This window comes from Pedobacter sp. W3I1 (assembly GCF_030816015.1).
GTDB lineage: Bacteria > Bacteroidota > Bacteroidia > Sphingobacteriales > Sphingobacteriaceae > Pedobacter.
Genome location: NZ_JAUSXN010000001.1, coordinates 1,861,227 through 1,886,493, shown reverse-complemented (window position 1 = coordinate 1,886,493; position 25,267 = coordinate 1,861,227). Strand labels below are relative to the sequence as shown.

General features: G+C 39.1%; 18 protein-coding genes. 11 read left to right on the top strand and 7 right to left on the bottom strand.

Features of this window, described 5'->3' with window-relative positions:
* Positions 1 to 99: 99 nt before the first annotated feature.
* Positions 100 to 306 carry a hypothetical protein gene (locus tag QF042_RS08065; protein WP_307527058.1) on the top strand — a complete coding sequence of 69 codons (207 nt, stop codon included), beginning with the start codon at positions 100 to 102 and terminating at the stop codon, positions 304 to 306.
* On the opposite strand, the gene QF042_RS08060 is transcribed toward QF042_RS08065, so the two are convergent.
* Positions 303 to 701 carry a thiol-disulfide oxidoreductase DCC family protein gene (locus QF042_RS08060; RefSeq protein WP_307527055.1) on the bottom strand — a complete coding sequence of 133 codons (399 nt, stop codon included), beginning with the start codon at positions 699 to 701 and terminating at the stop codon, positions 303 to 305. The two genes, QF042_RS08065 and QF042_RS08060, sit on opposite strands and share 4 nt — an antisense overlap.
* 131 nt (positions 702 to 832) lie before the next feature.
* Between QF042_RS08060 and QF042_RS08055 the strand changes: the two genes are divergently transcribed.
* From QF042_RS08055 to QF042_RS08035, 5 genes are all read left to right on the top strand, one after another.
* Entirely contained in the window at positions 833 to 1,654 is an 822-nt protein-coding gene (locus tag QF042_RS08055; protein WP_307527053.1) for an aminotransferase class IV, read from the top strand.
* Between the two features lie 348 nt (positions 1,655 to 2,002).
* Positions 2,003 to 2,551, top strand: a complete 549-nt coding sequence (pyrR, locus tag QF042_RS08050) for a bifunctional pyr operon transcriptional regulator/uracil phosphoribosyltransferase PyrR (protein ID WP_138817984.1) — start codon at positions 2,003 to 2,005, stop codon at positions 2,549 to 2,551.
* Positions 2,552 to 2,553: 2 nt separating this feature from the next.
* The gene (locus tag QF042_RS08045; RefSeq protein WP_057933671.1) at positions 2,554 to 3,483 is read left to right on the top strand and encodes an aspartate carbamoyltransferase catalytic subunit; all 930 of its coding nucleotides are present in this window, start codon (positions 2,554 to 2,556) and stop codon (positions 3,481 to 3,483) included.
* Between the two features lie 460 nt (positions 3,484 to 3,943).
* Entirely contained in the window at positions 3,944 to 6,967 is a 3,024-nt protein-coding gene (locus tag QF042_RS08040; protein WP_307527048.1) for a tetratricopeptide repeat protein, read from the top strand.
* A gap of 4 nt (positions 6,968 to 6,971) precedes the next feature.
* Positions 6,972 to 8,669 (top strand): TonB-dependent receptor, encoded by a 1,698-nt coding sequence (locus QF042_RS08035; protein WP_307527046.1) that lies wholly within the window; start codon positions 6,972 to 6,974, stop codon positions 8,667 to 8,669.
* Positions 8,670 to 9,055: 386 nt separating this feature from the next.
* Here QF042_RS08035 and QF042_RS08030 read toward each other — a convergent pair whose 3' ends face one another.
* Entirely contained in the window at positions 9,056 to 10,555 is a 1,500-nt protein-coding gene (locus QF042_RS08030) for a hypothetical protein (protein ID WP_307527044.1), read from the bottom strand.
* A complete protein-coding gene (locus QF042_RS08025) occupies positions 10,552 to 11,127 on the bottom strand; it encodes an RNA polymerase sigma factor (RefSeq protein WP_307527042.1) in 576 nt (191 codons plus the stop codon). The genes QF042_RS08030 and QF042_RS08025 overlap by 4 nt, the downstream gene beginning before the upstream one ends.
* Before the next feature lie 161 nt (positions 11,128 to 11,288).
* Between QF042_RS08025 and QF042_RS08020 the strand changes: the two genes are divergently transcribed.
* Positions 11,289 to 11,483: a hypothetical protein gene (locus tag QF042_RS08020; RefSeq protein ID WP_307527040.1), complete on the top strand. Its 195-nt coding sequence runs from the start codon at positions 11,289 to 11,291 to the stop codon at positions 11,481 to 11,483.
* Between the two features lie 530 nt (positions 11,484 to 12,013).
* A complete protein-coding gene (locus QF042_RS08015; RefSeq protein WP_307527038.1) occupies positions 12,014 to 12,511 on the top strand; it encodes a hypothetical protein in 498 nt (165 codons plus the stop codon).
* Positions 12,512 to 12,579: 68 nt separating this feature from the next.
* On the opposite strand, the gene QF042_RS08010 is transcribed toward QF042_RS08015, so the two are convergent.
* Genes QF042_RS08010 through QF042_RS07995 form a run of 4 tightly spaced genes read right to left on the bottom strand, consistent with a single transcriptional unit; the run spans position 12,580 to position 19,017 of the window.
* On the bottom strand, positions 12,580 to 14,175 hold the full coding sequence (locus QF042_RS08010) for a SusD/RagB family nutrient-binding outer membrane lipoprotein (RefSeq protein WP_307527036.1): 1,596 nt from the start codon (positions 14,173 to 14,175) through the stop codon (positions 12,580 to 12,582).
* Between the two features lie 7 nt (positions 14,176 to 14,182).
* Complete coding sequence (locus QF042_RS08005) at positions 14,183 to 17,284, bottom strand: SusC/RagA family TonB-linked outer membrane protein (protein ID WP_307527034.1); 3,102 nt, start codon at positions 17,282 to 17,284, stop codon at positions 14,183 to 14,185.
* 32 nt (positions 17,285 to 17,316) lie between these two features.
* Positions 17,317 to 18,330, bottom strand: coding sequence for a FecR family protein (locus QF042_RS08000; RefSeq protein WP_307527031.1), 1,014 nt, complete (start codon positions 18,328 to 18,330; stop codon positions 17,317 to 17,319).
* 45 nt (positions 18,331 to 18,375) lie between these two features.
* A complete protein-coding gene (locus QF042_RS07995; protein ID WP_307527029.1) occupies positions 18,376 to 19,017 on the bottom strand; it encodes an RNA polymerase sigma-70 factor in 642 nt (213 codons plus the stop codon).
* A gap of 143 nt (positions 19,018 to 19,160) precedes the next feature.
* Here QF042_RS07995 and QF042_RS07990 point away from each other — a divergent pair, with 143 nt between their 5' ends.
* The 3 genes from QF042_RS07990 (at position 19,161) to QF042_RS07980 (ending at position 25,190) form a co-directional block, all read left to right on the top strand.
* Entirely contained in the window at positions 19,161 to 20,078 is a 918-nt protein-coding gene (locus QF042_RS07990) for an ROK family protein (protein ID WP_307527027.1), read from the top strand.
* Positions 20,079 to 20,427: 349 nt separating this feature from the next.
* The gene (locus QF042_RS07985) at positions 20,428 to 23,538 is read left to right on the top strand and encodes a SusC/RagA family TonB-linked outer membrane protein (RefSeq protein WP_307527025.1); all 3,111 of its coding nucleotides are present in this window, start codon (positions 20,428 to 20,430) and stop codon (positions 23,536 to 23,538) included.
* Between the two features lie 11 nt (positions 23,539 to 23,549).
* Complete coding sequence (locus QF042_RS07980) at positions 23,550 to 25,190, top strand: SusD/RagB family nutrient-binding outer membrane lipoprotein (RefSeq protein ID WP_307527023.1); 1,641 nt, start codon at positions 23,550 to 23,552, stop codon at positions 25,188 to 25,190.
* The last annotated feature ends 77 nt before the right edge of the window (positions 25,191 to 25,267 follow it).

Here is a 25,267-nt window from a genome sequence, read left to right as displayed (position 1 = left end):
CTAACTCGTTGATATAACTTTGGCTCCAGTAAAACAACTTCCATGTAGTACAGGTGTAATTTTAAAAATAAATGCAATCTTTGCATTCAAAACAAAATCATGCGTAAACTATTTGCTGTCCTTTCTACCATCATTACCTTATTTGCCATTAAAGAAACGGTCTATGTGTTTAATTCTACTGCGCCAGATATGGTTAAGCAAAAAGCCATCATGATTGTAATCGCCTTAAGTATTACCATACCATTGATTGTTTTAACACTTTGGCTTTGGTCGCCGGGTAGAAAAAAGAATGATCAACAAAATTAAGCAATAAATTTACTTTTCAATTCGGGTGTTGGCACCCAACAACTCTCCTGCTTTCCCCACCATTGGTAACGGTTTTTGGCAATAATATCGTAAACCCAATCGCGGATAAATTTAGGAACCAGGAGAAATGCATAAAGAAGCGGAATTAATCCATTAAGTTTTCTGGCCACACGTAATGCCGCTGAAGATTTAGTATAGATTTTTCCGTCCTTCAGCAATAAAATGGTATTTAACTTTTCTGAATCAGCATTAAACTTAGGCAACACTTCTCTGGCGTAATCACCTTGCAGTGCAGTAAACTTGAATTGATCTTTTCTGTCGTGCGCAATCACAAACTGCACCGATGCATTACATAAGTTGCAAACGCCATCAAAGAAAATTACCGGTTGGTCCATAGAATAAAGTTAGCCATTACCGCAGCAATAAAAATCAGGTTTATGTATTATTCCTATTTATTTGATGGGTTTATTGGCGATAAAAAGATAATCCTGTACATTAGCTTATTGGTTAATCAAGCTTCATAAGTATGTATATTTCAATCAACAATAAGCTGTTTTTAAAGGAAGAAGCCAATATTTCAGTAGCTGACCTGTCTATCCAAAGAGGTTATGGAATTTTCGATTTTATAAAAACAATCAACAACAAACCCATTTTTATACAGGATTATTTCAACCGTTTCTATCACTCGGCCAAAGAAATGAACCTGGAAGTGGAACTCGACAGAACGCAGCTTCATGAGGCTATCCTTAAACTGATCGAAAAAAACAACATCCCAAATTCGGGAATCAAAATGATATTAACCGGTGGTTTTTCCGACGATGGTTACACCATGGTAAAACCAAACCTCATCATCATTCAAACTCCATTAAATATTATTGAAAGTGAAACTAGCAAAGCACTTGCCCTGGTGAGTTATAACCATCAACGGCAAATTCCGCAGGTAAAAACGATTGATTACTTACAGGCCATCCGTTTACAGAAGTTTGTTAGTGAAAGCGATGCTGACGACCTGCTTTATCATAATAACGAAACGGTAAGGGAATGCCCTAGGGCGAACTTCTTCATCATTACCGGGAACGAAATCATTACCGCTAAACATGAAATTCTGAAAGGCATTACAAGAAGTAAAATTTTAGGTTTAGACATTCCCAACTATACATTTGTGGAAAGGGATTTTACCTTAGATGAGGTGTATCATGCCAAAGAAGCTTTTATCAGCAGTTCTACCAAAAATGCCTTTCCAGTTAACAAAGTCGATGGAAAGTTAATCGGTGATCAAAAAAACAGCATCACCAAATTGATTAACCATAAGCTTTTAGCATTGATTGAACTGGACCAGAATAGTTGAAACGGTGGGTTTTAAATCTTTAACAGCTGCAACAAGTGGCCATCTAAACCGGATGGAAACGGCAGCTCCCGATTGAAAATGGGGACTACAGTGTACAGCCGGACTAACATTAAGATGAAAACTGTACTTGCTTTCCAAAAGATAAGCTTAATGTAGAAAGACTAGAGCTTAAAGGACATACTATAACCCTAATATGAATCTTGTACTTTAGTCTTTTCAACTCCCTAAAAATTTATTTTACGTATTTACATTTTGATAGAGAGCATTTTAACACTCAAATACTAAAACAATCAACCTTCAACTTTATAACCTTAAAACATTTTTATATATTTGCCCAATCCTTCTTCAATGCAAAAGAAAACACTTCTTGACGGACAAAAAATTCAGATTACAATTAAGAGGCTCTGCCATCAATTAATTGAAAACCACGACGATTTCGCGAATACCGTTTTAATTGGCATCCAGCCGAGGGGTATTTTTTTGGCAGATCGCATTCATCAGGATCTTCAACTTATCCTTAAAAACAAGAAAATTTTAAAGGGAAACCTTGATATTACTTTCTTTAGAGATGATTTCCGCCGTAAAGACGGATTGGTTACCGCAAGCAGCAACTCAATCGATTTTATCATTGAAGGTAAAAAAGTAATCTTAATTGATGATGTACTTTGGACGGGCAGAACCATTAGGGCTGCACTTGATGCCTTGCTTGCATATGGCCGCCCGGAGAAAGTGGAACTTTTGGTTTTAATAGACCGTAGGTTTAGCAGACATTTACCTATCGAGCCCGATTACATTGGGCATCAGGTAGATAGCTTAAACTCACAACAGGTAAAAGTAACCTGGGCGAGTGAAGGAAGTGAAGATAAAGTGATTTTAATATCCGAAAATAATAAATAAAAATGGCAGCAGAAAAACTATCAACCCGACATCTTTTAGGCATTAAAGATATTAACCGGAATGATATCGAATTGATTTTCGAAACTGCAGATAATTTCAAGGAAGTAATTAACAGACCGATAAAAAAGGTTCCTTCGCTTCGTGATATTACGATTGCCAATATCTTTTTCGAAAACTCTACACGCACCAAACTTTCATTCGAACTTGCCGAAAAAAGACTTTCGGCTGATGTGGTTAATTTTGCCGCTTCATCTTCATCAGTGAGTAAAGGCGAAACCCTGATCGATACCGTAAACAACATCTTATCAATGAAAGTTGATATGGTGGTGATGCGTCATCCTTATGCTGGTGCTGGTCAGTTTTTAAGTAAACACGTAAAGGCCCAGATTGTAAATGCCGGAGATGGTGCGCACGAACATCCAACACAAGCCTTACTTGATGCTTTCTCTATCCGTCAGAAACTTGGCGATGTAGCCGGCAAAAAAGTGGTCATTGTGGGCGATATCCTGCACTCTCGTGTGGCCATATCAAACATTCTGTGCCTGCAGCGTTTAGGTGCAGAGGTAATGGTTTGCGGCCCTACAACATTAATCCCAAAACACATCCATCAACTTGGAGTAAAAGTTGAGCATAATTTAATTAAAGCCCTGAACTGGTGCGATGTAGCCAATATGCTACGCATTCAATTGGAGCGCCAGGACATTAAATATTTCCCATCGTTAAGGGAATACGCCATGATGTACGGCTTAAATAAACAAATCTTAGATAACCTCGATAAAGAAATTATTGTAATGCACCCTGGCCCCATAAACAGAGGCGTTGAGATTACAAGCGACGTGGCCGACAGCAAACAATCGATCATTTTAGAACAGGTAGAAAACGGAGTGGCGATAAGAATGGCCGTGCTGTATTTGCTGGCAAGTCAGGGTTAGTTTTGAGTTGAGAGATTGGAGTTGGGAGTCCATAATGCTAAGTCTACAGTCATTAGTCCTAAGTCTTGAGTTCTGAGGCTTAAAGTTCATGGGTCAATAGTTCATTATACCTAGTAAAACTACGCTAATTCAGGAGGCTTGGTTAATAAGTCCTTGGTCAATAGCTGGATAGCCATAAGGGACAACCCAGTAAGCTTTCAACCATCAATGCTAGGCAACCTGCTCATAAATCGTTAGTTAAACCACTTGGCCATCAACTATGAATTATCAAACCATCAACCATAGGCAACCCGCCATTGAACTAATGACCAATGAACCCTTCAACTTTTCCACATTCGTCCACCCCTTAATACCAAACCAAAAATCCCATCGTTAATTTGTGTTATTAACAGATGTTAATTACTTCTGTTGATAAGCTTTGATACTATTTCTAATTTAGTACCAACCATATTTGAAACCAATGCAAAAAAAATACTTACTAATTCCGCTAATTTTAGCAGGAAGTTTTAGCACCTACGCTCAGGTTAGCGCCGTGCAAAACCTCAACAAAAACTATCAAACGGGCTTAGAATTATTAGACAAAGAAAAATACACTGCAGCTGCGCAACAGTTTAAACTTGTTGAGCTGCAACGTTATAAACCTTCTACCCAAACGGAGAGCAATGCTGAGTTATCTTTACTTAAAGAGAATGCAAAATTTTATGCCGCCGTTTGTGCGCTTGAGTTAACCAACAGCGATGCTGAAAGTTTATTCCAGGCCTTTATTCGCGATTATCCGTTAAACCCGAACACCAAACTCGCCTATTTTTATGTTGGAAAAACATATTTCAACCAGAAAAATTATAAAAAAGCTTTAGAATGGTTCGAAAAAACCGATCCTTCTACACTTTCGGGCAAACAAAGAAACGAATACCAATTTAAACAAGGTTACGCTTATTTTGAATTAAAGGATTACGATAAAGCAGAACCTTTATTCGAAAAAGTTAAAAGAGAAGAAGGCGATTTTCAGGAAAGTGCCACCTACTACTTTGCTTATATCAATTACTTAAACAAAGAGTATAAAACAGCTTTGGCCAACTTCGAAAAGCTAAAGGGCTCTCCTACTTACGAGGCGAGTTATCCATACTACATCACTTCGATGTATTACCTTGACGAGCGTTACGATGATGTAATCAGCTATGCTTTGGCAGCGATTCAAAAAACCAAACAACAGTTTGAACCTGAAATGTTGAGTTTGGTTGCCGCATCGTACTTTGCAAAATCCGAATTCAAAAATGCTGAAAAGTATTTCGCCGAATATTATGCAAAAGATAAAAGCGAAACCAAGAATAACCTCTTCATTTACCAATACGGATATTCTTTGTTCCAGAATAAAAAGTACAAAGAGTCTGTTGCCGTTTTAGAAAAACTAAATACCGATGATGTTTACCTTCAAAATGGTATGCATACTTTGGGTAAAGCCTTTATTCAATTGGGCGATAAACCTAAAGCGCAGAGTGCTTTTTTCAGGGCATCGCGTTTAAGTTTTGATAAGGGTATACAGGAAGAAGCCTGGTTAAATTATGCTAAATTAAGTTACGAATTAGAATTCCATCAGCAGGCGCTAGAGGCTACACAAGGTTTCTTAAAAACTTTCCCGAAATCGCGTAAGATAAACGAAGCGAAAACTTTACTAGGCGAGGTATTATTAACCACTAAAAACTACCAGGCGGCTGTAGATATTTTGGAGCCTATTCCGGATAAAACCCTGGAAGCAAAAGAAGCTTATCAGAAAGTTACCTATTTCCGCGGATTAGAGTTTTACAACGAAAGAGCTTTCCCAAATGCATTATCGATGTTTTTGCGTTCTGAGAAATTTCCGGAAGACAATGAGATCAATGCCTTAAACACTTACTGGAAAGCAGAATCGATGTACGAACTGCGCAAGTTCGGTGAAGCTGTTTCCAACTTTGAGAAATTTTTGAAAATGCCCGATGCCGATAAAACCGGTGTTTACAATTTCGCGAACTACGCATTGGCTTATGCCGCGTTTGAAGATGAGAAATACAGCAAGGCAGCTACTTACTTCGAAAAATTCCTGGCGGGCAATGATAAAGATCAAAAAACCATTGATGATGCCACCATCCGTTTAGCAGATTCGTATTTCGTAAACAAGAACTATGGTGATGCAATGGCTAACTATAACAAAATCATCAGCCGCAATACCACTTCAGAAGATTATGCGACTTTCCAAAAAGGAATGATCCAGGGATTGGAAAACCAGTATGATGCAAAAATTGCAACCATGCAAAGTTTATTAAAGGCTTTTCCAAACTCAAACTATGCAGATGATGCAGGCTTTGAAACGGCTTATACCTATTTTAACAAAGGCGATTTTGATAAATCTAAATCAGATCTGGTAGAATTGGTGGCCAAATATCCACGCAGTAGTTATGTAGCAAAAGCTTTGGTTACCATTGGTTTGGTTCAATACAACCAGGATCAGGATGATGCCGCTTTAGAATCGTTCAAAAAGGTAATCCGCGATTATCCAACAGCCGACGAGGCTAAACAAGCAATGGAATCGATCAAAAACATTTATGTAGATCGTGGCGATGCAAATGGTTTTATCACCTATGCCGCTACTACTCCACTTGGAAATTACTCGGGCTCTGAACAGGATAACATCGTTTTTGCCGCTGCCAATAACACCTATTTAAAAGGCGATGCCAATGGTGCATTCCAGGCAGTAAATGCTTACTTTGATAAATTCCCTAAGGCTAACCATGAAAAAGAGGCTAAATTTATCAGAGCAGAATCATTGGTTAAATTAGGTCGCCCGGATGAAGCCATTCCTGATTACGAGTTTATCTTGAACGACTGGACGAGTGATTATACCGAGCGTTCTTTGGTAAGTATCTCTCAACTCTTCTTAAACCAGAAGAAATACAACGAAGCGATTGTTTACCTGAAAAGATTAGAAACTACAACCGATTACAAGTCGCATTATAGTTTTGCCATTAATAATTTGTTAAAGGCTTACACCGCCTTAAATATGCCTGATGACATGCTTAAATATGCACAGCTAACCAAAGAATCGGAAAAAGCTTCGGAAGAAGAAAAAAACAGTTCGAGCTTATACTCTGGTAAAGCCTACTTATTAAAAGGCGATACGACCACAGCCATAAAAGAATTTAAAAATGTGGTGGCTAAAACAAAAACCATTGCCGCTGCCGAGGCAAAATACAATTTAGCTTTATTGGAATATAACAAAGGTGATTTCAAAACCTCATCTAAAACCTGTTTTGACTTGGTTAACAACATGGCCGCTTACGATTACTGGGTAGCGAAGGCATTTATCCTTTTATCTGATAATTATGTAGCGCTAAAAGACAATTTACAGGCAAAAAGTACACTTCTCAGTATAATTGATAATTACGAAGGCAAGGATGATATCATCCCTACAGCCAAAGAAAAACTAGAAAAACTAAACCAGAAGAAGTAGCATTATGAAATCGATTAAATATATATATAGTTCACTGTTTTTTTTAGCTGCTGGATTAATGACTTCTCAGGCGCAGGATAAAAAAACTGAGGAAAAAGCGGTTGTAAACGAAGAGATTGAAGTAGTGCGTCCATATAAACCAATTTTGGCAGAGGCTGTAAAGCTAAGAAGAAGCCCGAATTTGGATGATGTTAAAACTTATAAAGCAAAATTAAACTACAGCATTTTGGATAGAAAACTGGACTTGAACAGTGATATCCAAAAACTACAGGCACAAGCCTTAGCTGAAGAAAAAGAAAGCATATTGGTTAATAACTATGTAAAAGGTGCATTCGGATCGTTGGCTACCCTTTTGGGCGAAGCTTATTTTAATACCGGTAAAGATGAAGGTTTACAGCTTGGTGGATACTTTAAACATTTTAGTCAGGAAGGAAAGCTGAACAAGCAGAATAGCAGCAACCAACAGTTAAGCATTTTTGGCCGTAGTATTTTAGAGCAGAATACCGTGAGTGGCCGCATCAATTTTGAGCGCAATGGCACTTACTTTTATGGTATAGATGATGCCCGGCCTACACTAAATCCTAATCCTGATAAACAAGCTTTAACCACGATCGAACTGGAAGGTGAGCTGGTAAAAAACTTTACCGAAGATGAAGATGCTTTTAGTTATGCGTTAAAAGCCAATGGTTATATCTGGAATGATAAATTCAGTGCCAAAGAAAACTACTTGAGCTTAAACGGTTATGTAAACAAACGTATTCATTCGTTAAACCTTGGCCTGGCCGCATCAACTGAATTCGGTAATAGCAAAGATGCATTAACCAGTGTTGGGAACAATCTATTGCGTTTAAACCCGTATATCCGTTTACAGGTTAAAGGAGCTAAAATTACAGCAGGAATTAATTTCGTACAGGAATTTGGTGCTGTTAGCAGCTCTAAAATCTTCCCTGCCGTTACGGCCGATTTCACTTTAATTCCTGATTATTTACAGGTTTTTGGAGAAGTTAAAGGTGATGTTAACAGAAACTCGCTAAAAGGCTTTACTGATGAAAACCCTTGGTTGAACAGCAATATCGTGGTTAAAAACACCGTTGAAAAGTTAAGTTTCAGTGCTGGGATTAAAGGTACTGGTGGACCGGGTTTTGGTTACAAAGCACGTGTATATGTAAAACAGTTCGATGATATGCCTTTGTTCGTGAACAACTTTACTGATTTTAACAAATTTGATGTAATATACGATTTCGGTAAAACGAAATTAACAGGTTTAGAAGGTGAAATTTCTGTTCAGGTAAGCGATGCCTTAAAATGGACCGGTAAATTAAATATCGACGATTGGAAACCTGCTGCAGAGACTTACTCCTGGTTTAAACCGGGTTTAAAAGTAAGCTCGAACCTTGTTTATACCTACAATAAAAAACTAAGCTTTAACGCTGCTGTTGTAATTCAGGATGATATTAAAGCAAAAGTATATACCGGCGCTCCTGTTCCCGCTTCACAATACGTAATTCCAAACACCAATATAGAGCTTATTGAAACGGTTAAAGGGTATGTAGATTTGGGCCTTGGTGCTGATTACCGCATCAACAAAAAGTTCTCTGTTTTTGCTAAAGCAAACAATATCTTAAATACAAACTACAGCAGGTATTTGTACTACCAGATGAACGGGTTTAATATTTTCGGAGGATTAACGTATTCGTTTTAAAATAAAGAGACTTCCGAAGTTTTGCCGGGCCATGTCATGGTAGATTTCGGAAGTTTTTTAAGAGCAAAAGATGCCTCACGATAGATATCGAGAGGCATCTTTTTTAATAGATTTATTTTAGCCCTTTGCTTAATGCAACTCCACATCTTTCCTGGAAGATAGACCCTGAAATAAATTCAGGGTGACGACTCTAAAAATAAAACTTACCTATCGGTCGGTGAGGCACTGACCAACAGAATGCGATCGTCATTCTGAACTTTTCGGGATCCATCATATTGGTTTGATGACACTAAAAAAGGCTCTTCGACTACCCTCAGAGTGACAAGGATAAAAGATTGCTTCGTCGTTCCTTCTCGCGATGACGACCTTTCATCTAAATTATGTACTTATTTAAACCGATAACCTAGCCCAATCCTAAAAACCTGATTGGTCTGTTTAAAAGAGCCCAAACTATTGCTCACCTTATATGGAGTTAACCATTGGTAGCTTCCATTGATATCAAATTGTTTAATGTGAATACTGATGCCGCCTGTTAACCCTATATTTACCTTATTGCTTACTGTATTTACCAAGGTCGAGTCGATTTGCTTGCTATGGTACAACGTATCGCGTGGATCAGCTATTGGGTTTAATCTGGTTATCATTGCAGACTGCTTGCCCACAAAACTAATTACCGGACCTGCTTTAACACTGATATGTTTTGAAAGCCTATAGGCTGCTGTTAAAGGAATATCTACTGTAATCACTTTTCGCGTAGCTGCAATTGTAAACGGCGGTAACGAATCGGGACGGTAATAACTTGGATGTGTAAATTCTCCTGCAATTTTTTGATAGCTATTAACATTTACGCCAACAGAAAGCTGCCATTTTTTACTTAATGAATAAGCACCCGATATGCCGGCATAAAAACTACTGTTGCCTTTTTGCACATTCATTCCTGTTGTTACACCATAACTATATATAGGCACTATAATTTCGCTTTCCTTTTTAATTTTACTCGTTTTGGTTTTTGGTGATTTGACATTTTTTACTTTCGGGGTTTTACCAGTGGTGCGGTCTGCTTTATTTTTGCTTCCCCTCCTATTGTTATTTATTGAGGGTGCACTTTGTGAATTGACAGGGGCATAGGTTTGTAAAACAGCCCTTTGGTTTAAAATGGAAACAGGTGAAGCAGGTCGTTTAAAAACTTCATTTGTTTCCTGATCACGATTCGGCATTAATAACAGATTTTGTCCGTTTATAAATGAATGATAAGCATTCCCGCCTTTAGATTTATGATCATCAACTCTTGAGCTAAGCTTTGATGAGCTCGAACTTAAATTTTCAAATCGTCCAAAATGATCACTTCTTTGTGTATCATCGTATTTGTTTTTAATGGGAGAAACAGCATTCGGTTTAGCGGCAGATGAAATAACATTTTCAATGTTATTCACCCGTTTTACATCCCGAACAGATTCATTGTTAATATTTTTATTTTGTTCAGCAAGATCATTAACTGCATTTCCATCCCGATCAACACTATCCTTACTAATTATTGTATCGGCCAAATTGCTGTAATTTATCACCTTGCTACTATCAACAACTATTGAATCCAGAATTACGGGTTTAACTTTCTTTTCTATCTCTTTCTGTTTATTTTTTGATTTCAGAACTGCAAAGTAGCCTACAGTAGAAACCGTAGCAGCTACAGACAATGTATATCCAATTATTTTAAACAGTTTGGCTCCTGTAGATAAATTAGGGCCATGGCCACCGATCGTACTAATCGGCATCTGCTCGTTAAGCAGTTTGTGCATACCCGCCCATGAAGCGTCCGAAGCATCCTGAATTGGAAGACTATCGAATTTATTGCGCCAGAGTTTATGATACCATGCTGAATTTTTCATCTTCTTTTTATGTTTTCAGTTGGTTTATCAATTGCTGAGGAAGCTAACATTTTCCTCAACTGTTTCTTTGCTTCAGAGAGGTGCCACCTTGATGTACTCTCGGTAATATTCAAATGTTCTCCAATTTCCTTATGCGAATAGCCATCTATTACTGAAAGGTTAAAAACCAACTGCGTAGCGATTGGCAATAAGCGTATCAATTTTAGGAGATCTTCTACAAAAAGTTTATCTAACACGGACGGCTGGATAAAGATTTCCTCTATTTCATCTGAGCTGATCGTTTCATTAAACTTCGCCTCTCTTCGGCCAATATCAATACAAGACCTTACCATCACTGTCCTAATCCAGGCACCAAATTCTCCTTTTTTAGCATCGAAAGTATGGATATGCTGAAAAACCTTCAAAAAACCAACGCTCAGCGCATCATGCGCCAGATCATCTGATTTTAAATAACGAAAACATATACGCAGCATATCGGCGTAGTAAAGCTTATAGAGACCTTCCTGTGCTTGCCGCTCATTGGCCTTGCAGCCTTTGATTAGTTTAGTATCCTGCTTAAAAAAAAGGTTCATCCATTAGGTTCGGTAAGCGTTTTTTCATGGTGTTATAACAAGGTTACGCAGTAGATATGAAAAACGCTGGGTTAAAATTAATTTATTTTTTATTGCTCCATTTTATTTTTCGACCAAGCGTTTTCAGTACTGGCTTCGTATGATCTTATAAACACTGATCAATGCGCCATAATGAAAGCTATAACCGACACAACGAATGGTACAATAAACATCTTCCATCCGAAAGTGCTAAAAGCTATTTTTATGGAAAGGTAAGGGCTACAGGCAAAACAATGTTGCCTGCTGGCTGCAGCAACTATTTTTCAGTTGTCTTGATCCACTCCTGCACAGAAAAGACCGAAGCTGGCTTACCGTAGGAGACGCGTATGGATTTGACGCAAAATACCTACTCTTATCATTTAACACCTATCTAAATAACATGAAAACCAACTCGACACCTAAAACCCTTTATTTTTTCTCCATCTTAATGTTACTAGGATTTTTGATACTAACTTACTTTTTTTATCCCCGTGTGCTCTGGCGCGAGTTCTTCGCATCAGCAGCTATTTTTTTGCCCATAGCGATTGGGATAATTATTTCCGCTATTCTTTTATTTCTGGGCATACACCTGATGATCAAAGGCATAAACCATGGAAAGAAAAAAAAACACATTAGATATTTATAGCCACATTAAACTGATTCCAACCACCGAAGTGATCAATCTATACTATTATTAAAGAAGCTCACCTACTATCAGTTCTGCTCTGTGGGCAGATATTTCGATGGGATTTTTTATCTTCGGGAGATGTATCCTTGTGCCTTGGTGGTTAAATAAACTATAAAGAAATACTTTTTACACCCATGGCTTCACGAAACGACAAAATCTATCTCTTTAAAATAAGTTCCTATGAAAATATTTAATGTACAGCCGATCAGCGTAAATGAGTACATCTATAATGATGAATTTCTTTCAGAAAGCCAAACAGATAGGTGCTACTCATCAGGCTTTGAAATTACCGGCGAGAAGGTAGGGGCTTTAAACACAATGTACATCTCATTCGATATTGTTTATAATGTAGGTAGTACCAACGAAAAAAAAGTTGTTACCCACCTTGGCCCGGGTAAATACAGCGTCGCCATTTCATTTGAAGAAGGTGATGACGTATTTATCTCTTACAAAAGTTCTTGTCAGTTTAACTTTGAAAATGAAGGCTTCGATGCAGATATAACTTCTCTAACTGATTTTTTAAGGGACTATCAAGCGCATACCAGATCATTTTTTAATCAATACGGACATAAGCCCTTAATCGCGATTGAAGAAGAAACGCGAAAACAACAGCCGCTACTGGCCGATGCCGAAATAGCAATCGAAAACTTACGGGCGAATAATATGTATGAATTTTAATGCAGCCTGCTTCAGCTATAAAAAGCACTTATCTTGCAAAATGTCTTTATTAGACTTACCTCCGGTTATTATCTGTCCCACCAAACCCTTGAGGTAAGTACATCGCCTCCAGCTATTCTGGCTACAGCATCTTTATAATTTTGGGGGTTGTTTAGCACCTCTGTCGAAAGATAGATCATCCGGCGGGGAATGGTGCCATTGGTAACGTTGCCTTTGTAGTTTATGGGGATGAGTTTAGGATAATCGCTCCTTTTCCAGTTTAGCCAGGCTTCTATAAAATTAAAATTGGTACCAGTAGCTACCCAGTATTGCAGATTTATGGCACTTAAGGCGCTTTGTGTACTGCTTTCATCAAGCGGGTTCTGGTTAACAAAGGTGGTGATTTTATTGGCATCAACCGCAGCCAGAGGATCTAACTGTGCGAGCGATTGTATGGCTCCTGTTAATCCGTTGGAATAATGTAGTTTGGCCGTTCCATTAATATTCCAACCCCTCACCTTAGCTTCGGCCAGTAAAAGTTCAGTTTCTGCATAACTCAAAATAAAGATCGGCCCACCCAGTTTAAGGTACATGCTAGTCCGTGGTCTGGAGTATTTTCCGAGCGGGGCAAAATCGCTTCCGGTACCCGTACCACCCGGATAGTTTGGTGAATGGCTGATATCTGTTGCCCCACCCTGTAAATCATATCCATTTGGCAACCCAAGCTGAACAGCTGCATCGGTATTTCCGCTTAAATTCTGATCTGCATTTTTAGCCAATCCGTCTTTTGGTACTTCACCTATCACTTCCAACCTGGGGTCGTTGGTATTTTTTAACTGATCGATTAAGGTTTTACTCCACCGTACTTCCAAATAGTCGGAAAATGTTCTTAAAGCAAGCGATGTTCCATTTTGGCTGTTAAAAGAGGAAGCATCGGTTAAAAGAATCGCATTGTCATTGATACTGGTAAAAGTTTTGCCCGCAGCCTTTTCGGTCCAAATTTTGGCCTTCTCCGGATCTACTTTCGTTAATCGCATGGCAATCCTAAGCATTAACGAATAACCAAATTTTTTCCATTTACCGATATCGCCTTTATAAAAAAGATCAGCGCTTGGTCCAGGTTTTTCGGCATCCAGTTGCGCGGTAGCCGTTTCGAGATCGTTCAGCATGTGGCTATAAATATCTTCCTGACGGTCGTAAACAGGATATTTAATACCTTGCATCGCTTTAACAGCCTGCGAGTAAGGAACATCGCCATAAGTATCGGTAATCCGTTGCAAAATCAATACAAACATAATATCACCAATCGCAATCAGGTTTTTATAGGCCACCGGATCTTTTAATCTGGCCAGTCGTTGCATCTCTCTGATGTAAGAAGCGTCAGCATAACCTTCATCAAAAATCCGGCCCTGGTAATCGGTAAAACTGCCCACGTTGATGTACTTATCACCATTGTTGTAATAATAATAAGTTGAGGCAAGCAACTGCATCATAGTACTCTGATACAGCAGCTGGTAATAACCCAAATTGGCATATTTTAACTGTGCCTGTGCAAGCAAGCTGTTGGGATCATAATTGTCTTCTGTGAGTTTGGTTGGATCTGTATTGATTTCATCCAGCTTTTCCTTAGAACAGCTGCCCATTAAAGCCAGGAAAAAAGCACCCAAAACACACAACTTTCTCATGGCCATCTTATTTGAATTTAAAATTAAAATTAACCCCAAATGTACGTGTTGCAGGCAATGAAGCCCCTTCTATCCCGGCATAACCCAATGTTGGCGAGAACTGCGACTCAGGATCTATATTTTTAGTGTATTTAAGCAAAGTAAACAGGTTCCGTGCGACCAGATCTATCCCTATACTACTAAAAGGTGTTCTTTTTAAAAAACGCTCGCTAAAAGAATAACCTAATGTGGCCTGCCTCAGCTTGATAAAACTGCCATTGAGTACCGATAATGCAGAAATATTGGTGGCCAGTTCAGGGTAATAGGCATAAGCCGGAACATTAACCGTGTTCTTCTGCCCATTTTCTAACACGCCCTCGGCAACAATACCGGTCTGTCTGCCTACTAAAGTGGCCTTGTTTAAGCCTAGTACATAGCTATAATATTCTGTTGCCGAAAGAATTTTATTACCAAAGCGGTAATCAATCAGGAACGAAAAACTAAACTGTTTGTAGATAAAACTGTTGGTTATACCTCCATATAAAGTAGGCATTGTACCACCCATGGGAATAAAATTGCCCCTTTTAGGTATACCATCCGATCCGATTATGATATTGCCACTGGCATCGCGCAGATAATCGTAAGCCATAATCTGCGTAATTGGTTTACCTACTACCAATGCGGTATTGGCATTTAGCGGCCTATAAGTACCTGTAAGGGTATAATTACTGTTGCCATCGATAGAGAGCAGCGTATTTTTCACCTTGGTAAGATTAAAGTTAATCTGCCATTTGCTTGTTGTGGTAAGGATTGGCGTATATCCTAGTGCAAGTTCTATCCCTGCATTGCGGGTTTCGCCAAGATTAACGTAAGCCGAGGTAAAACCTGTGGTAACAGACTGTTTTGCATTGATAATTTCGTTGTGTGTAATGCGATTGAAATAGGTAAAATCGATATCTAAGCGGCTGTTGAAAAACTTAAGATCAAGGCCTGCTTCTATTTCGTTTAAGGTAAAGGGTTTTAAATTGTAATTGGGCAGATCACCTGAAAAGCTGCCAACAGGGGTACCATTCACCTGATTATCTACGGTATAATAAATTTGTGTGGTATAGGGAACAATGGGTTCGCCACTGGTTTTGGCAAAATCCAGGCGCAGTTTACCAAAATCCAGTCCTTTCAACTTCAACAGGTCCGAAAAAATAAAACTGCCCGATATGCCTGGAACAAAAATACCGCGGTTATTGGCAGGCAAGGTAGAATAGATATCGTATCGGCCAGTAACCGAAAAATTAAGAAAGCGCTGATAGCTTAGATCGGCTGTGTAATAAGCAGATTCCGTTACAATCCTGGAGATGGCCAATGTTTTGGTACTGGTAATCAGGTTTTCGGGAACATATAAATAAGGAACCTTAAATTGTGAGCCTTTTAGCTTTTCGCTGTTGCCTTTTCTTTCTCGATAATTAGCCCCCAAAGAAAGTTCGAGATTCAGTTTATCGCCAAGATTCCGGCTGGCACTGAACAAGATATCGCTATTGAGTTCCGAAGTACGGTTCTGGTCGTAGGCATTTATACCACCCTGCCGGTTGATAGAAAAAGCAGTTCCGGTGGGCAAAATACTGACCACTTCATCTTTACTCGAATCGTAACCAATTCTTCCCTGAACGGATGCCCAACTGGCTAAATGATACTTGAGCACTGCTGATGAAATATAACGGTTCCGACTGGCATAATCGGACTGTTTGTTCATCAAAAAATATGGATTGGTTTTGTACTCATCCGCATTCCAGCGACTCTCGAAACCAGTTTCTGCATCAAAACCAGGTGCCAGAATAGATTGATCTAAACTGGTAGCCAGGGCAGCAATTCCATAATTAGGATTTAACGGACCATCGCTAAGGTAACTCTTGTTTTTATTCCATTCATAAATATAATTACCCGTTAAGCTGAGTGATATTTTGGGGCTTAGGGCCACTGTACCATAAAAATTTAACGTTTTACGGTTTAAAGTCCCGTTAGTTAAAACTGAATTATAATCTAAATTGGAAACGGAAACACGATAGTTGTTCTTCGTATTTCCTCCAACCAGTGAAAGGGTATTGATAAATGCCGGAGCAGTACGGTAAAAAGTCTGAATGTTGTTTTTAACAGGGGAATAAGGCCGCATAGAACCATCTATCTGCGGTGTTAATTTATCGTCCATCATTTCTCCCCAGCTTAATAAACCGGTAGAAATGGCGTTATACAGATTGGCAGGACGTTTGTTCTGAGATCCTTGCCCATACAAATATTGAAAATCGGTTGAATTAACCGGAACATCAAAAGCCAGGTTAGTATTGTACTCGAACTTAGCTTTGGTATCCTCTCCTCCACTTTTCAGATTGATGAGGATCACGCCATTTGCAGCCCTGGCACCATATAAAGCTGAAGCAGCCGACCCTTTTAATATGGTTATCGTTTCGATATCGTCTGGATTGATATTACTAATGCCATCGCCATAATCAGCCCCGCCATATTCATTTGCACTTCCCCTGATGCTGTTATCAATGGGTACACCATTTACGATAAATAATGGAGAAGCAGCAGTCATACTTGAAACACCCCGAATGAGAACCCGCGCGGCTGAGCCCGGGCCACCGTTTACACCGGTAATGTTTAGTCCGGCTACCCTTCCCTGTAGCGCCATAATCAGATTGCTTTCTCTTGCTTTGGTGATAGAAGAACCTTTAATGGTAGTTAAAGCATAGCCAACTTTATGGTTGTCTTTTTCGATACCCAATGCCGTAATCACCACTTCTTTTAAAAAACGGACGCTATCTGTATCCATTTTTTCTTCGGCATTTTTTCTGATCACGATTAAATGATTGGGCAGCAAAGAATAAGTATAACCACTACCAAGCAGGAGTTGATCGATCACCTTTATGGCTTCCTCTTCTTCTACCTTGATGGATACCTGATGTTTAGGGATTTTAGATTCGCCGTATGCGAAATGGTAAAGGGTTTGTTGCTGTATGGCTGCTATTACTTGTTCAAAACTGGCCCCGGTAAAATTTAAGGTAACCTTCGTTTGTGCGTATATGCCTAGCGGAAAAATCAATCCAATTAACAATATGATTCTCTGCGCACAATTCATGGCTACAAATATACATGGCTTAACGGTATGTGCTAGCGGTAGATGTATACATTTTTGCCCTTTATCGAATAATTGAAGTTTTCGATCAGTTTTAGCACATCTAAAGCTTCGGGAAGTGTTTCTTTATCAACATGGCCTGTAAACCTCACTGACTTAAGTGCAGGCTCTTTAAATACTATTTTGATCCCATACCAACGCTCAAAAAGTTTGGCTACTTCGTCAAAACTGTTGTTTTTATAAATGAGCTCGTGGTTTGTCCATGCGGTTTCCATTATACGGTCGGCTCCGGTGCCATTAAAGTGGGTCAGTTGACTTATGCTTGCTTTACCATCTGCTAAAGTAAATTTATCGTTTGGCTTTAAGATAAAAGTTGGTGCAGCATTATTTTTTAGGGAGATAGATACCTTCCCTCTGATTAAGGTGGTTTCGGTAAAAGCATCGTTCTGGTAAGCTTTAACATCAAAAGCGGTACCCAACACTTTTACAGCCAGCTGTGTGGTGTGCACAATAAAAGGATGTTTTGGATCTTTTTTTACGTCAAAAAATGCCTCACCAGATAAGTAAACATCCCTGGTAGCTGCAGTAAAATGTTCCGGGTATTTTAAGCTGCTCCCCGAATTGATTTTTACAGTAGAGCCATCAGCCAGCACAACTGTTTTCACCTCTGCAGCTTTGGTTAGTACCTGCGTTAGTATTAAATGATCTGTTTTATTGAAGAAAATGGCTGCTCTGTTATACACCAATGCCCCAGCAATAACAATAGCGACAATAGCAGCAACTTTTAGCCAGGTGCTGTAAGATTTATTTTTGGTAACCGTTAAACCCGGTTCATTTGGCACTTTAATTTGAGCTTTGATCCGGTCAAAAACCAGGTCTATATTTTCATCCTCAACCGTTTCAGCATCAAAATAAGTTTGTAACCGTTCATACTCCGTTCTAAGCAAGGCGCTGCCAGCTAAAATAGATTTCAGTTCAACAGATTCATCCAGCGAAATTTCACCGGCCAATTGTTTTCCAAGCAATTCTGTAAATCTTTGATCTGTCATTTTTTTTTGTCCTTTATTGTATGTTCCTTTTTCTGCTGAAATTGCCTACAAAAAATATAAAAAAGATAAAGTACCCGCTAAGATAATCAGGGAGATTAGTTTTCCTAGTTTTTTTTCATCGGCTTCCTTTTCTTTCAAAGGCTGTAACACTAAACGAAGTTTTGCAATGGCCCTGAACAATTGAGTTTGCACGGTTCGGGGTGAGATATTCAACAGTTCAGCGACTTCTTTATACTTCATCCCGCTTTCTTTTATCAACCTGAAAACAGTAGCCGCCTGTGGCGCCAAACCCGCAATGGCATGGTCGAGCTGTTGGTGCAGTTCTTTAGTTTCGAGAATGTATTCTGGCGTATGGGTTGATACCGAAATATTATCCTTTTCATCTACTAAATCGATAAACGTAATTAAAGAATTTTTTTTAAGGTATTTAAGTGATTGATTTTTAACGGCGATAAAAAAGTAGCTTTCGGGATTTAACACATGGGTACTTGCTGCCCTGTTTTCCCAGCATTTCACAAATACTTCGGTTACCAGGTCTTCTGCAACCTGTTTATCAACTACATAATAAATTGAAAACTTGATTAACCTACTGTATAGAAAGCGGTATAACTGCTCAAAAGATTTGATGTCACTTTCGAGGCAAATCTTATTCCATAAAACGACTAGATCTGGCTTAGCTGCTTTCAACTTGGTTAGTTTAGTAAATCGAATGTAAAGTAATTAAAAAAAAATCATAAAAAAATTTTAAGCCTGTAGGCAGTTTGTCAAAAAAAAGGATTCTTGTAATTGGTGTTCTACCTTAAACACTAACCATTTTATAGATCAAATTGATGCAGAAAACAATAAATAATAACCAATATGTGCTAGGAATCGATATCGGGGGTTCACATATTACCGCTGCTTTACTCGATATGCAACAGCGCAATATCCTTAAAAATTCTTATACACGCGAACGCGTTGACTCTCATGGCTCAACAGAACAGATTATCCATACCTGGTGCAGTGCAATTAAAGCAGCTTATAAAAAGACAGGTATCCAAATTGGCCGTTTAGGTATTGCGATGCCGGGGCCTTTCGATTATGACAACGGCATCTCCTATATCGCTGGCAATGATAAGTATGCCGCTTTTTATGGATTAAACGTAAAAGACTTGCTGGCTAACGAACTGAAGATCAACCGCGATCAGATTTTAATGAGTAACGATGCTTCTTGTTTTTTGGCAGGAGAGGTATTTGCAGGCGAAGCCCGTGCCTACCAAAATCTGATTGGCATCACCTTAGGTACCGGACTTGGAAGTGCCGTGTGTGCCGAGGGAAAAATTACCGATGCCAACCTGTGGTGTTCGCCTTTTTTAAATGGTATAGCAGAAGATTACCTTTCTACCCGCTGGTTTTTGAAACGTTATTATGAACTCACGGGATTAAATATCCTAAATGTTCGCGAACTGACCTTGCTTTATGATGAAAACCAGACGGTACGGAAAATATTTACTGAATTTGGCCATAACCTTGGTCTTTTCCTCAAAAACTTCCAACAGGATCATGCAGCCGAAGCGATTGTAATTGGTGGTAACATTGCCAATGCTTCCAGCCGTTTTGTACCCAATGTGATTAAATACCTCGAATCGCAGGGCATCACCACGTCTATCCATATCTCCAGGCTAAATGAAGATGCTGCACTGGTTGGTGCCGCAGGTTGCTGGGCTACGCAGACAAAAGAGACAGTTGAAAAAGCTGATTTCGATTAAATATTATATCATAAGAGTCCTTTTCAGGCAATTGATATTATCTGGATCAGGGTCTTTATAACAGGAAAGGAGGCTGTCTCATAAGTTTTGATTCCATTCAAACTTGTCACGTTAAGCTCGTCGAAACGCTTTGCGGAGCATTTAAACGGGTCCTTCGACATGCTCAGGATGACAATTCTATATTTATGATACAGCCACGACGGAACAGAAAAATTATTTAAAAATAATTCAATTCCCTTGTAGGCAATTTGTGTAAACAAAATGCTCTTAACTATAAAACCGGATGGATGGAATCCTGAAGGCGGCAAACAATTAACCAAATACTTATTCAAAATTATTCATAATGAATATGAAAAAATCTTTACAGCTCACGTGCTTATTGCTTTATGCATCCACAGGCCTGTATGCAGCAGAAACAATTAATAATGCACTGCCTTTAATATCCGTAAGTGCACATTATCAGGAGCCAATAAAAGGTACCGTTAAAGATGGTACCGGTTTAACCATACCAGGTGTAACCGTAAACGTTAAGGGCACGCAGGTAAATACACAGACTAATGGAACGGGGCAATACACTATCGCGGCCAAAACCGGTGATATATTGGTATTCTCTTTTATTGGTTACCAGAGCAAAGAAGTTACCGTTGGCACACAATCTACTATAGATGTTACACTGGCCAACGATTCTAAAGAACTGGAAACAGTTGTAGTTACAGCGCTGGGTATAAAACGTTCAGAAAAATCGTTAACCTATACTACTCAACAGGTATCGGGTGAGGAACTGAATAAAGTAAAAAGCCCCAATCTGGTAAATTCGTTAAATGGTAAAGTTGCCGGGATGACCATTAGTCCGAGTTCTTCGGGTGTTGGTGGTTCAGCCAAAGTAATATTAAGGGGTAGCCGTTCGGTGAGTGGTAACAACCAGCCTTTATATGTAATTGATGGGGTACCAATCAGCAATAACGGTAATGCCAATGCACAACAGAACAGTGTTTTTGGTGGCGGCCAGGACGGTGGTGATGGAATATCGAATTTAAACCCTGATGATATTGAAAGCTTAACGGTGTTAGAAGGTGCATCTGCCGCGGCCCTATACGGTAGCCAGGCACAAAATGGGGTAATCTTAATCACTACTAAACAAGGTAAAGCCGGTAAAACACAAATCGGTTTTTCATCGAGTTTAACTTTTGATAAAATTGCTTACAAACCCGAATTTCAAAACAGTTATGGCCCTGCATCTACTACCACCAGAGACAGCTGGGGAGCTGCCATCAGCAACACAACTGATAACCTCGATCAGTTTTTCCAGACCGGAACAAATGCGACCAACTCGATCAATTTTTCTGGCGGCTCGGAAATTGCCCAAACCTATTTTTCTTATGCCAATACTTATGCAAGTGGCATACAGGAAGGCAATAAGTTAAACAGGCATAATATTAACCTGCGCGAAACAGCCAAGTTTTTAAACAATAAATTAACGGTTGATGGAAATGTGAACTACATTAACCAACGCATCAATAACAGTCCATCAATTGGATTGTATAATAACCCTTTGATTGGATTATATCTTTTTCCGAGAGGAGTTGATATTACACCTTATAAAGATAATTATCTGCTTGCAGGCAACGTAGGCACTGCCCGTCAGAACTGGCTTGGCGGTTCTGCAGATATTAACCAGAACCCATGGTTTTTAACCAACCTTAATCCAAATACAGCCATCAGAAACCGCTTTTTATTAAGTGGAAATGTGAAATATGAGTTTACCCCATGGTTAAACTTACAGATTAGGGGAAATATAGACCGTACGACAGATGATTTTGAAAACAGACGTTATTCAGGTATAAACGGAAACTTTAACTCAAACGGAAGAGGATATCTTTCTCAGAACACCCAAACCTTTATTCAGAAATATGCTGATGCGATCTTAAATGTTACCGTACCATTGAAAGGATCTGACTTTAAAATTAACGGATTAATTGGTAGTAGTATCAATGATCAGAAAACCACAGGATTATCTTTAGCAGGAGATCTGAGTGCTGTTGATTTATTTACGCCGAATAATACCATTGTGGCTACTGCAGGTACCTATACCTCAGATGTATTGAATACCACTAAAGCGAGTGATGCTTACCACAGCCAATTGCAGGCAGTATTTGCAAACGCGAATTTATCATATAAGGATTGGGCATTTTTAACTTTAACAGGTAGAAACGACTGGTCTTCAAACCTGTCATTTACGCCAAATGTCTCTTATTTCTATCCATCGGTAGGTTTATCATTCATTGTATCGCAAATGGTTAAATTGCCAGAGGCGATTACGTATGCCAAAATAAGAGGTACTTATGCCGAAGTGGGTAACACGGTGCCGGCTTATTTAACTTTTATCCAAAATACTTTGGGTAATGGTGGTGCACTTACCATTAACACCAACAGGGCGTTTGCTGAGTTAAAACCAGAAAGAACAAAATCGTTCGAGATTGGTACAGATATGCGTTTTCTTGCCAATCGTTTAAATTTTAGCTTTACCTATTACAAAACAAACACCAAAAACCAGTATATTCCGGTTAAACCAGCACCATCAGGACTTGTTGCAACAGGTTACTTAAATGCAGGTGATGTTCAAAATCAGGGTATACAGTTTACTTTAGGCGCGGATGTGTTAAAAGGCGATGGACTTAACTGGAACACATCCATCAACGGATCACTGAACAGAAACAAAATTATTGATGTTGCTGCTTCACAGGGTTTAAATTCGATCGATTTAACCGGTGGAGGTAACAACGCTTATATTTCACGCATAGCCACAGGTGGATCTTATGGTGATATTTACGGTTATACCTTACAAAGAGATGCGAATGGCGGCATCATTTTAACCGGAGATGGATCGACTGCCAATCCTTACTTTCCGGTTAAAAGTACAGATTATAGTCTGATCGCAAATGCAAACCCTAAATTCCAGTTGGGCTGGAACAACAGTTTCAATTATAAAGATTTCAGCTTAAGCTTCCTGGTAGACGGTAAGTTTGGAGGCAAAGTACTTTCACTTACTGAAGCATTAATGGATCAGGCTGGTGCTTCAAAAGCATCGGGTGATGCAAGGGCACAAGGCGGTGTTAAAATTGATGGTGTAGATGCTAGCGGAAAAGCAGTTTCCGCTACCATTAACCCACAAAGCTATTATTCTTTCTTAGGTGATAGAAACGGTGTAACTGGCGAATATGTGTATAACGCTACCGTAGTACGTTTGCGTGAAGCTTCAATAGGTTATAATTTACCATTAAAAGGAACATTTAAAAGTATGCGCCTTTCGCTAATTGGTAGAAACTTGTTCTACTTCTATAAAAAAGCACCTTACGATCCAGAGGTTACCATGTCTACCGGTAATGGTTTATCTGGAATAGATGTTTTTAACCAACCGGTTACCAGAAGTTTTGGTTTTAACCTTAATGTTTTATTTTAATACGAACAAACATGAAATCGATATATCATTCATCTCAACATAAAATTAAAGGTTTGTCTTTTGCTTTACTTTTAGCCGTTGCCGGCTTAAACCAGGGCTGTAAAAAGAACTTTGAAAGTTTTAACACCAACGATAATTTACCTACAACCGAGCAGAGTTTAGCTTTATTGCGGTCAGCTATCGGCCCTATTCAACAAAATATATTTTCTAACTATCAAATTGCACAGAATTTGAGTTCTGATGCTTTTAGTGGTTACATGATGGCTCCAACACCATTCGGTGGTGGCATAAACAACATGAACTACTCGCTTAATAATGGCTGGAATGAAACCGGTTTTAACGATCAGTACACCAATGTAATGGCACCAATTTCTAAGATTGCCATATCGCCTTTAAAAACAACTGCGCCAGAATCGTGGGGTATCTCACTTTTAGTACAAGTAATTGCAATGGATAGGGTAACAGATAAATTTGGTCCGATTCCTTATACACAAGCAGGTAAATCTTTGATTTCGCAAGCTTACGATGACCAAAAAACGGTTTACACCGAATTTTTTAAACAGATTGATACAGCAGCGAATAACCTTCAGGCTTTTATCACGGCAAATCCCGGTAAAAAAGCTTATTACGATACCGGTGATCTGGTTTATAGTGGAGACGTTGCAAAATGGCTTAAATTAGCCAATTCGCTAAGGTTACGTTTAGCCATGCGTATTGTTAAAGTTGATCCGGCTACGGCAAAGTTACAGGCAGAAAAAGCAATGGCAGCTGCAGGTGGGTTAATGACTATACCAAGTGATAATGCGGCTGTTGCACAGTCAGGTAACCGAAACAATGACCTTTGGAATGTAACAATAAATTACGACGGTGATAATGCTATGGGCGCAGCGCTACAATCGTACATGGTTGGTTACTCAGATCCACGTTTATCGATATATTGTACACCAGCTATTGATCCTTTGTTTGCAGGACAGTATGTAGGAATCAGATCGGGAGCCAATACTTCTTTTAATGGTTTGGGCAAAGCTGGTTACAAAACCTATTCGAGTTTAAATTCGTCTATACCTGACAATTCAAGGTCACCTATCGGACAAAAAGCACCACAGATATTGATGACGGCTGCTGAGGTTTGGTTTTTAAAAGCTGAAGCCGCTTTACGTGGCTGGGCAGGTGCAGGTGATGCGCAAAGCAATTATGAAACAGGTATAACTACATCAATGCAACAGTGGAACGCAACTATTGGCGGCTATCTGGCCGATGCGGTAAGCAAACCAACGGCCTATGTAGATCCGAAAAACCCGGCTAATAATGCGGCTGCAGTAAGTACGATTACCATTAAATGGGATGGAGCTGCTTCTAACGAAGTAAAATTAGAGCGCATTATTACCCAGAAATGGTTAGCTATCTTTCCTGACGGAGCAGAGGCCTGGGCTGATTTCCGCAGAACAGGTTATCCAAAACTGTTTACAGTAGCCAATAACAATAGTGGTGGTACAATCAATACCCAATTACAGATTCGCAGATTGCCATATCCAACAGCAGAATACGGCAACGGAAATAAAGACGAGGTACGTAAAGCAGTAACATTACTTGGCGGACCAGACAATGGCGGCACCAGGTTATGGTGGGATATAGATAAAGCAAATTTTTAACACACAAATTTACCAGGTAGGGTGACGTTAGTTATCCTACCTTTTTTTATATTAAACCAATTTCTAACCAAAATTTT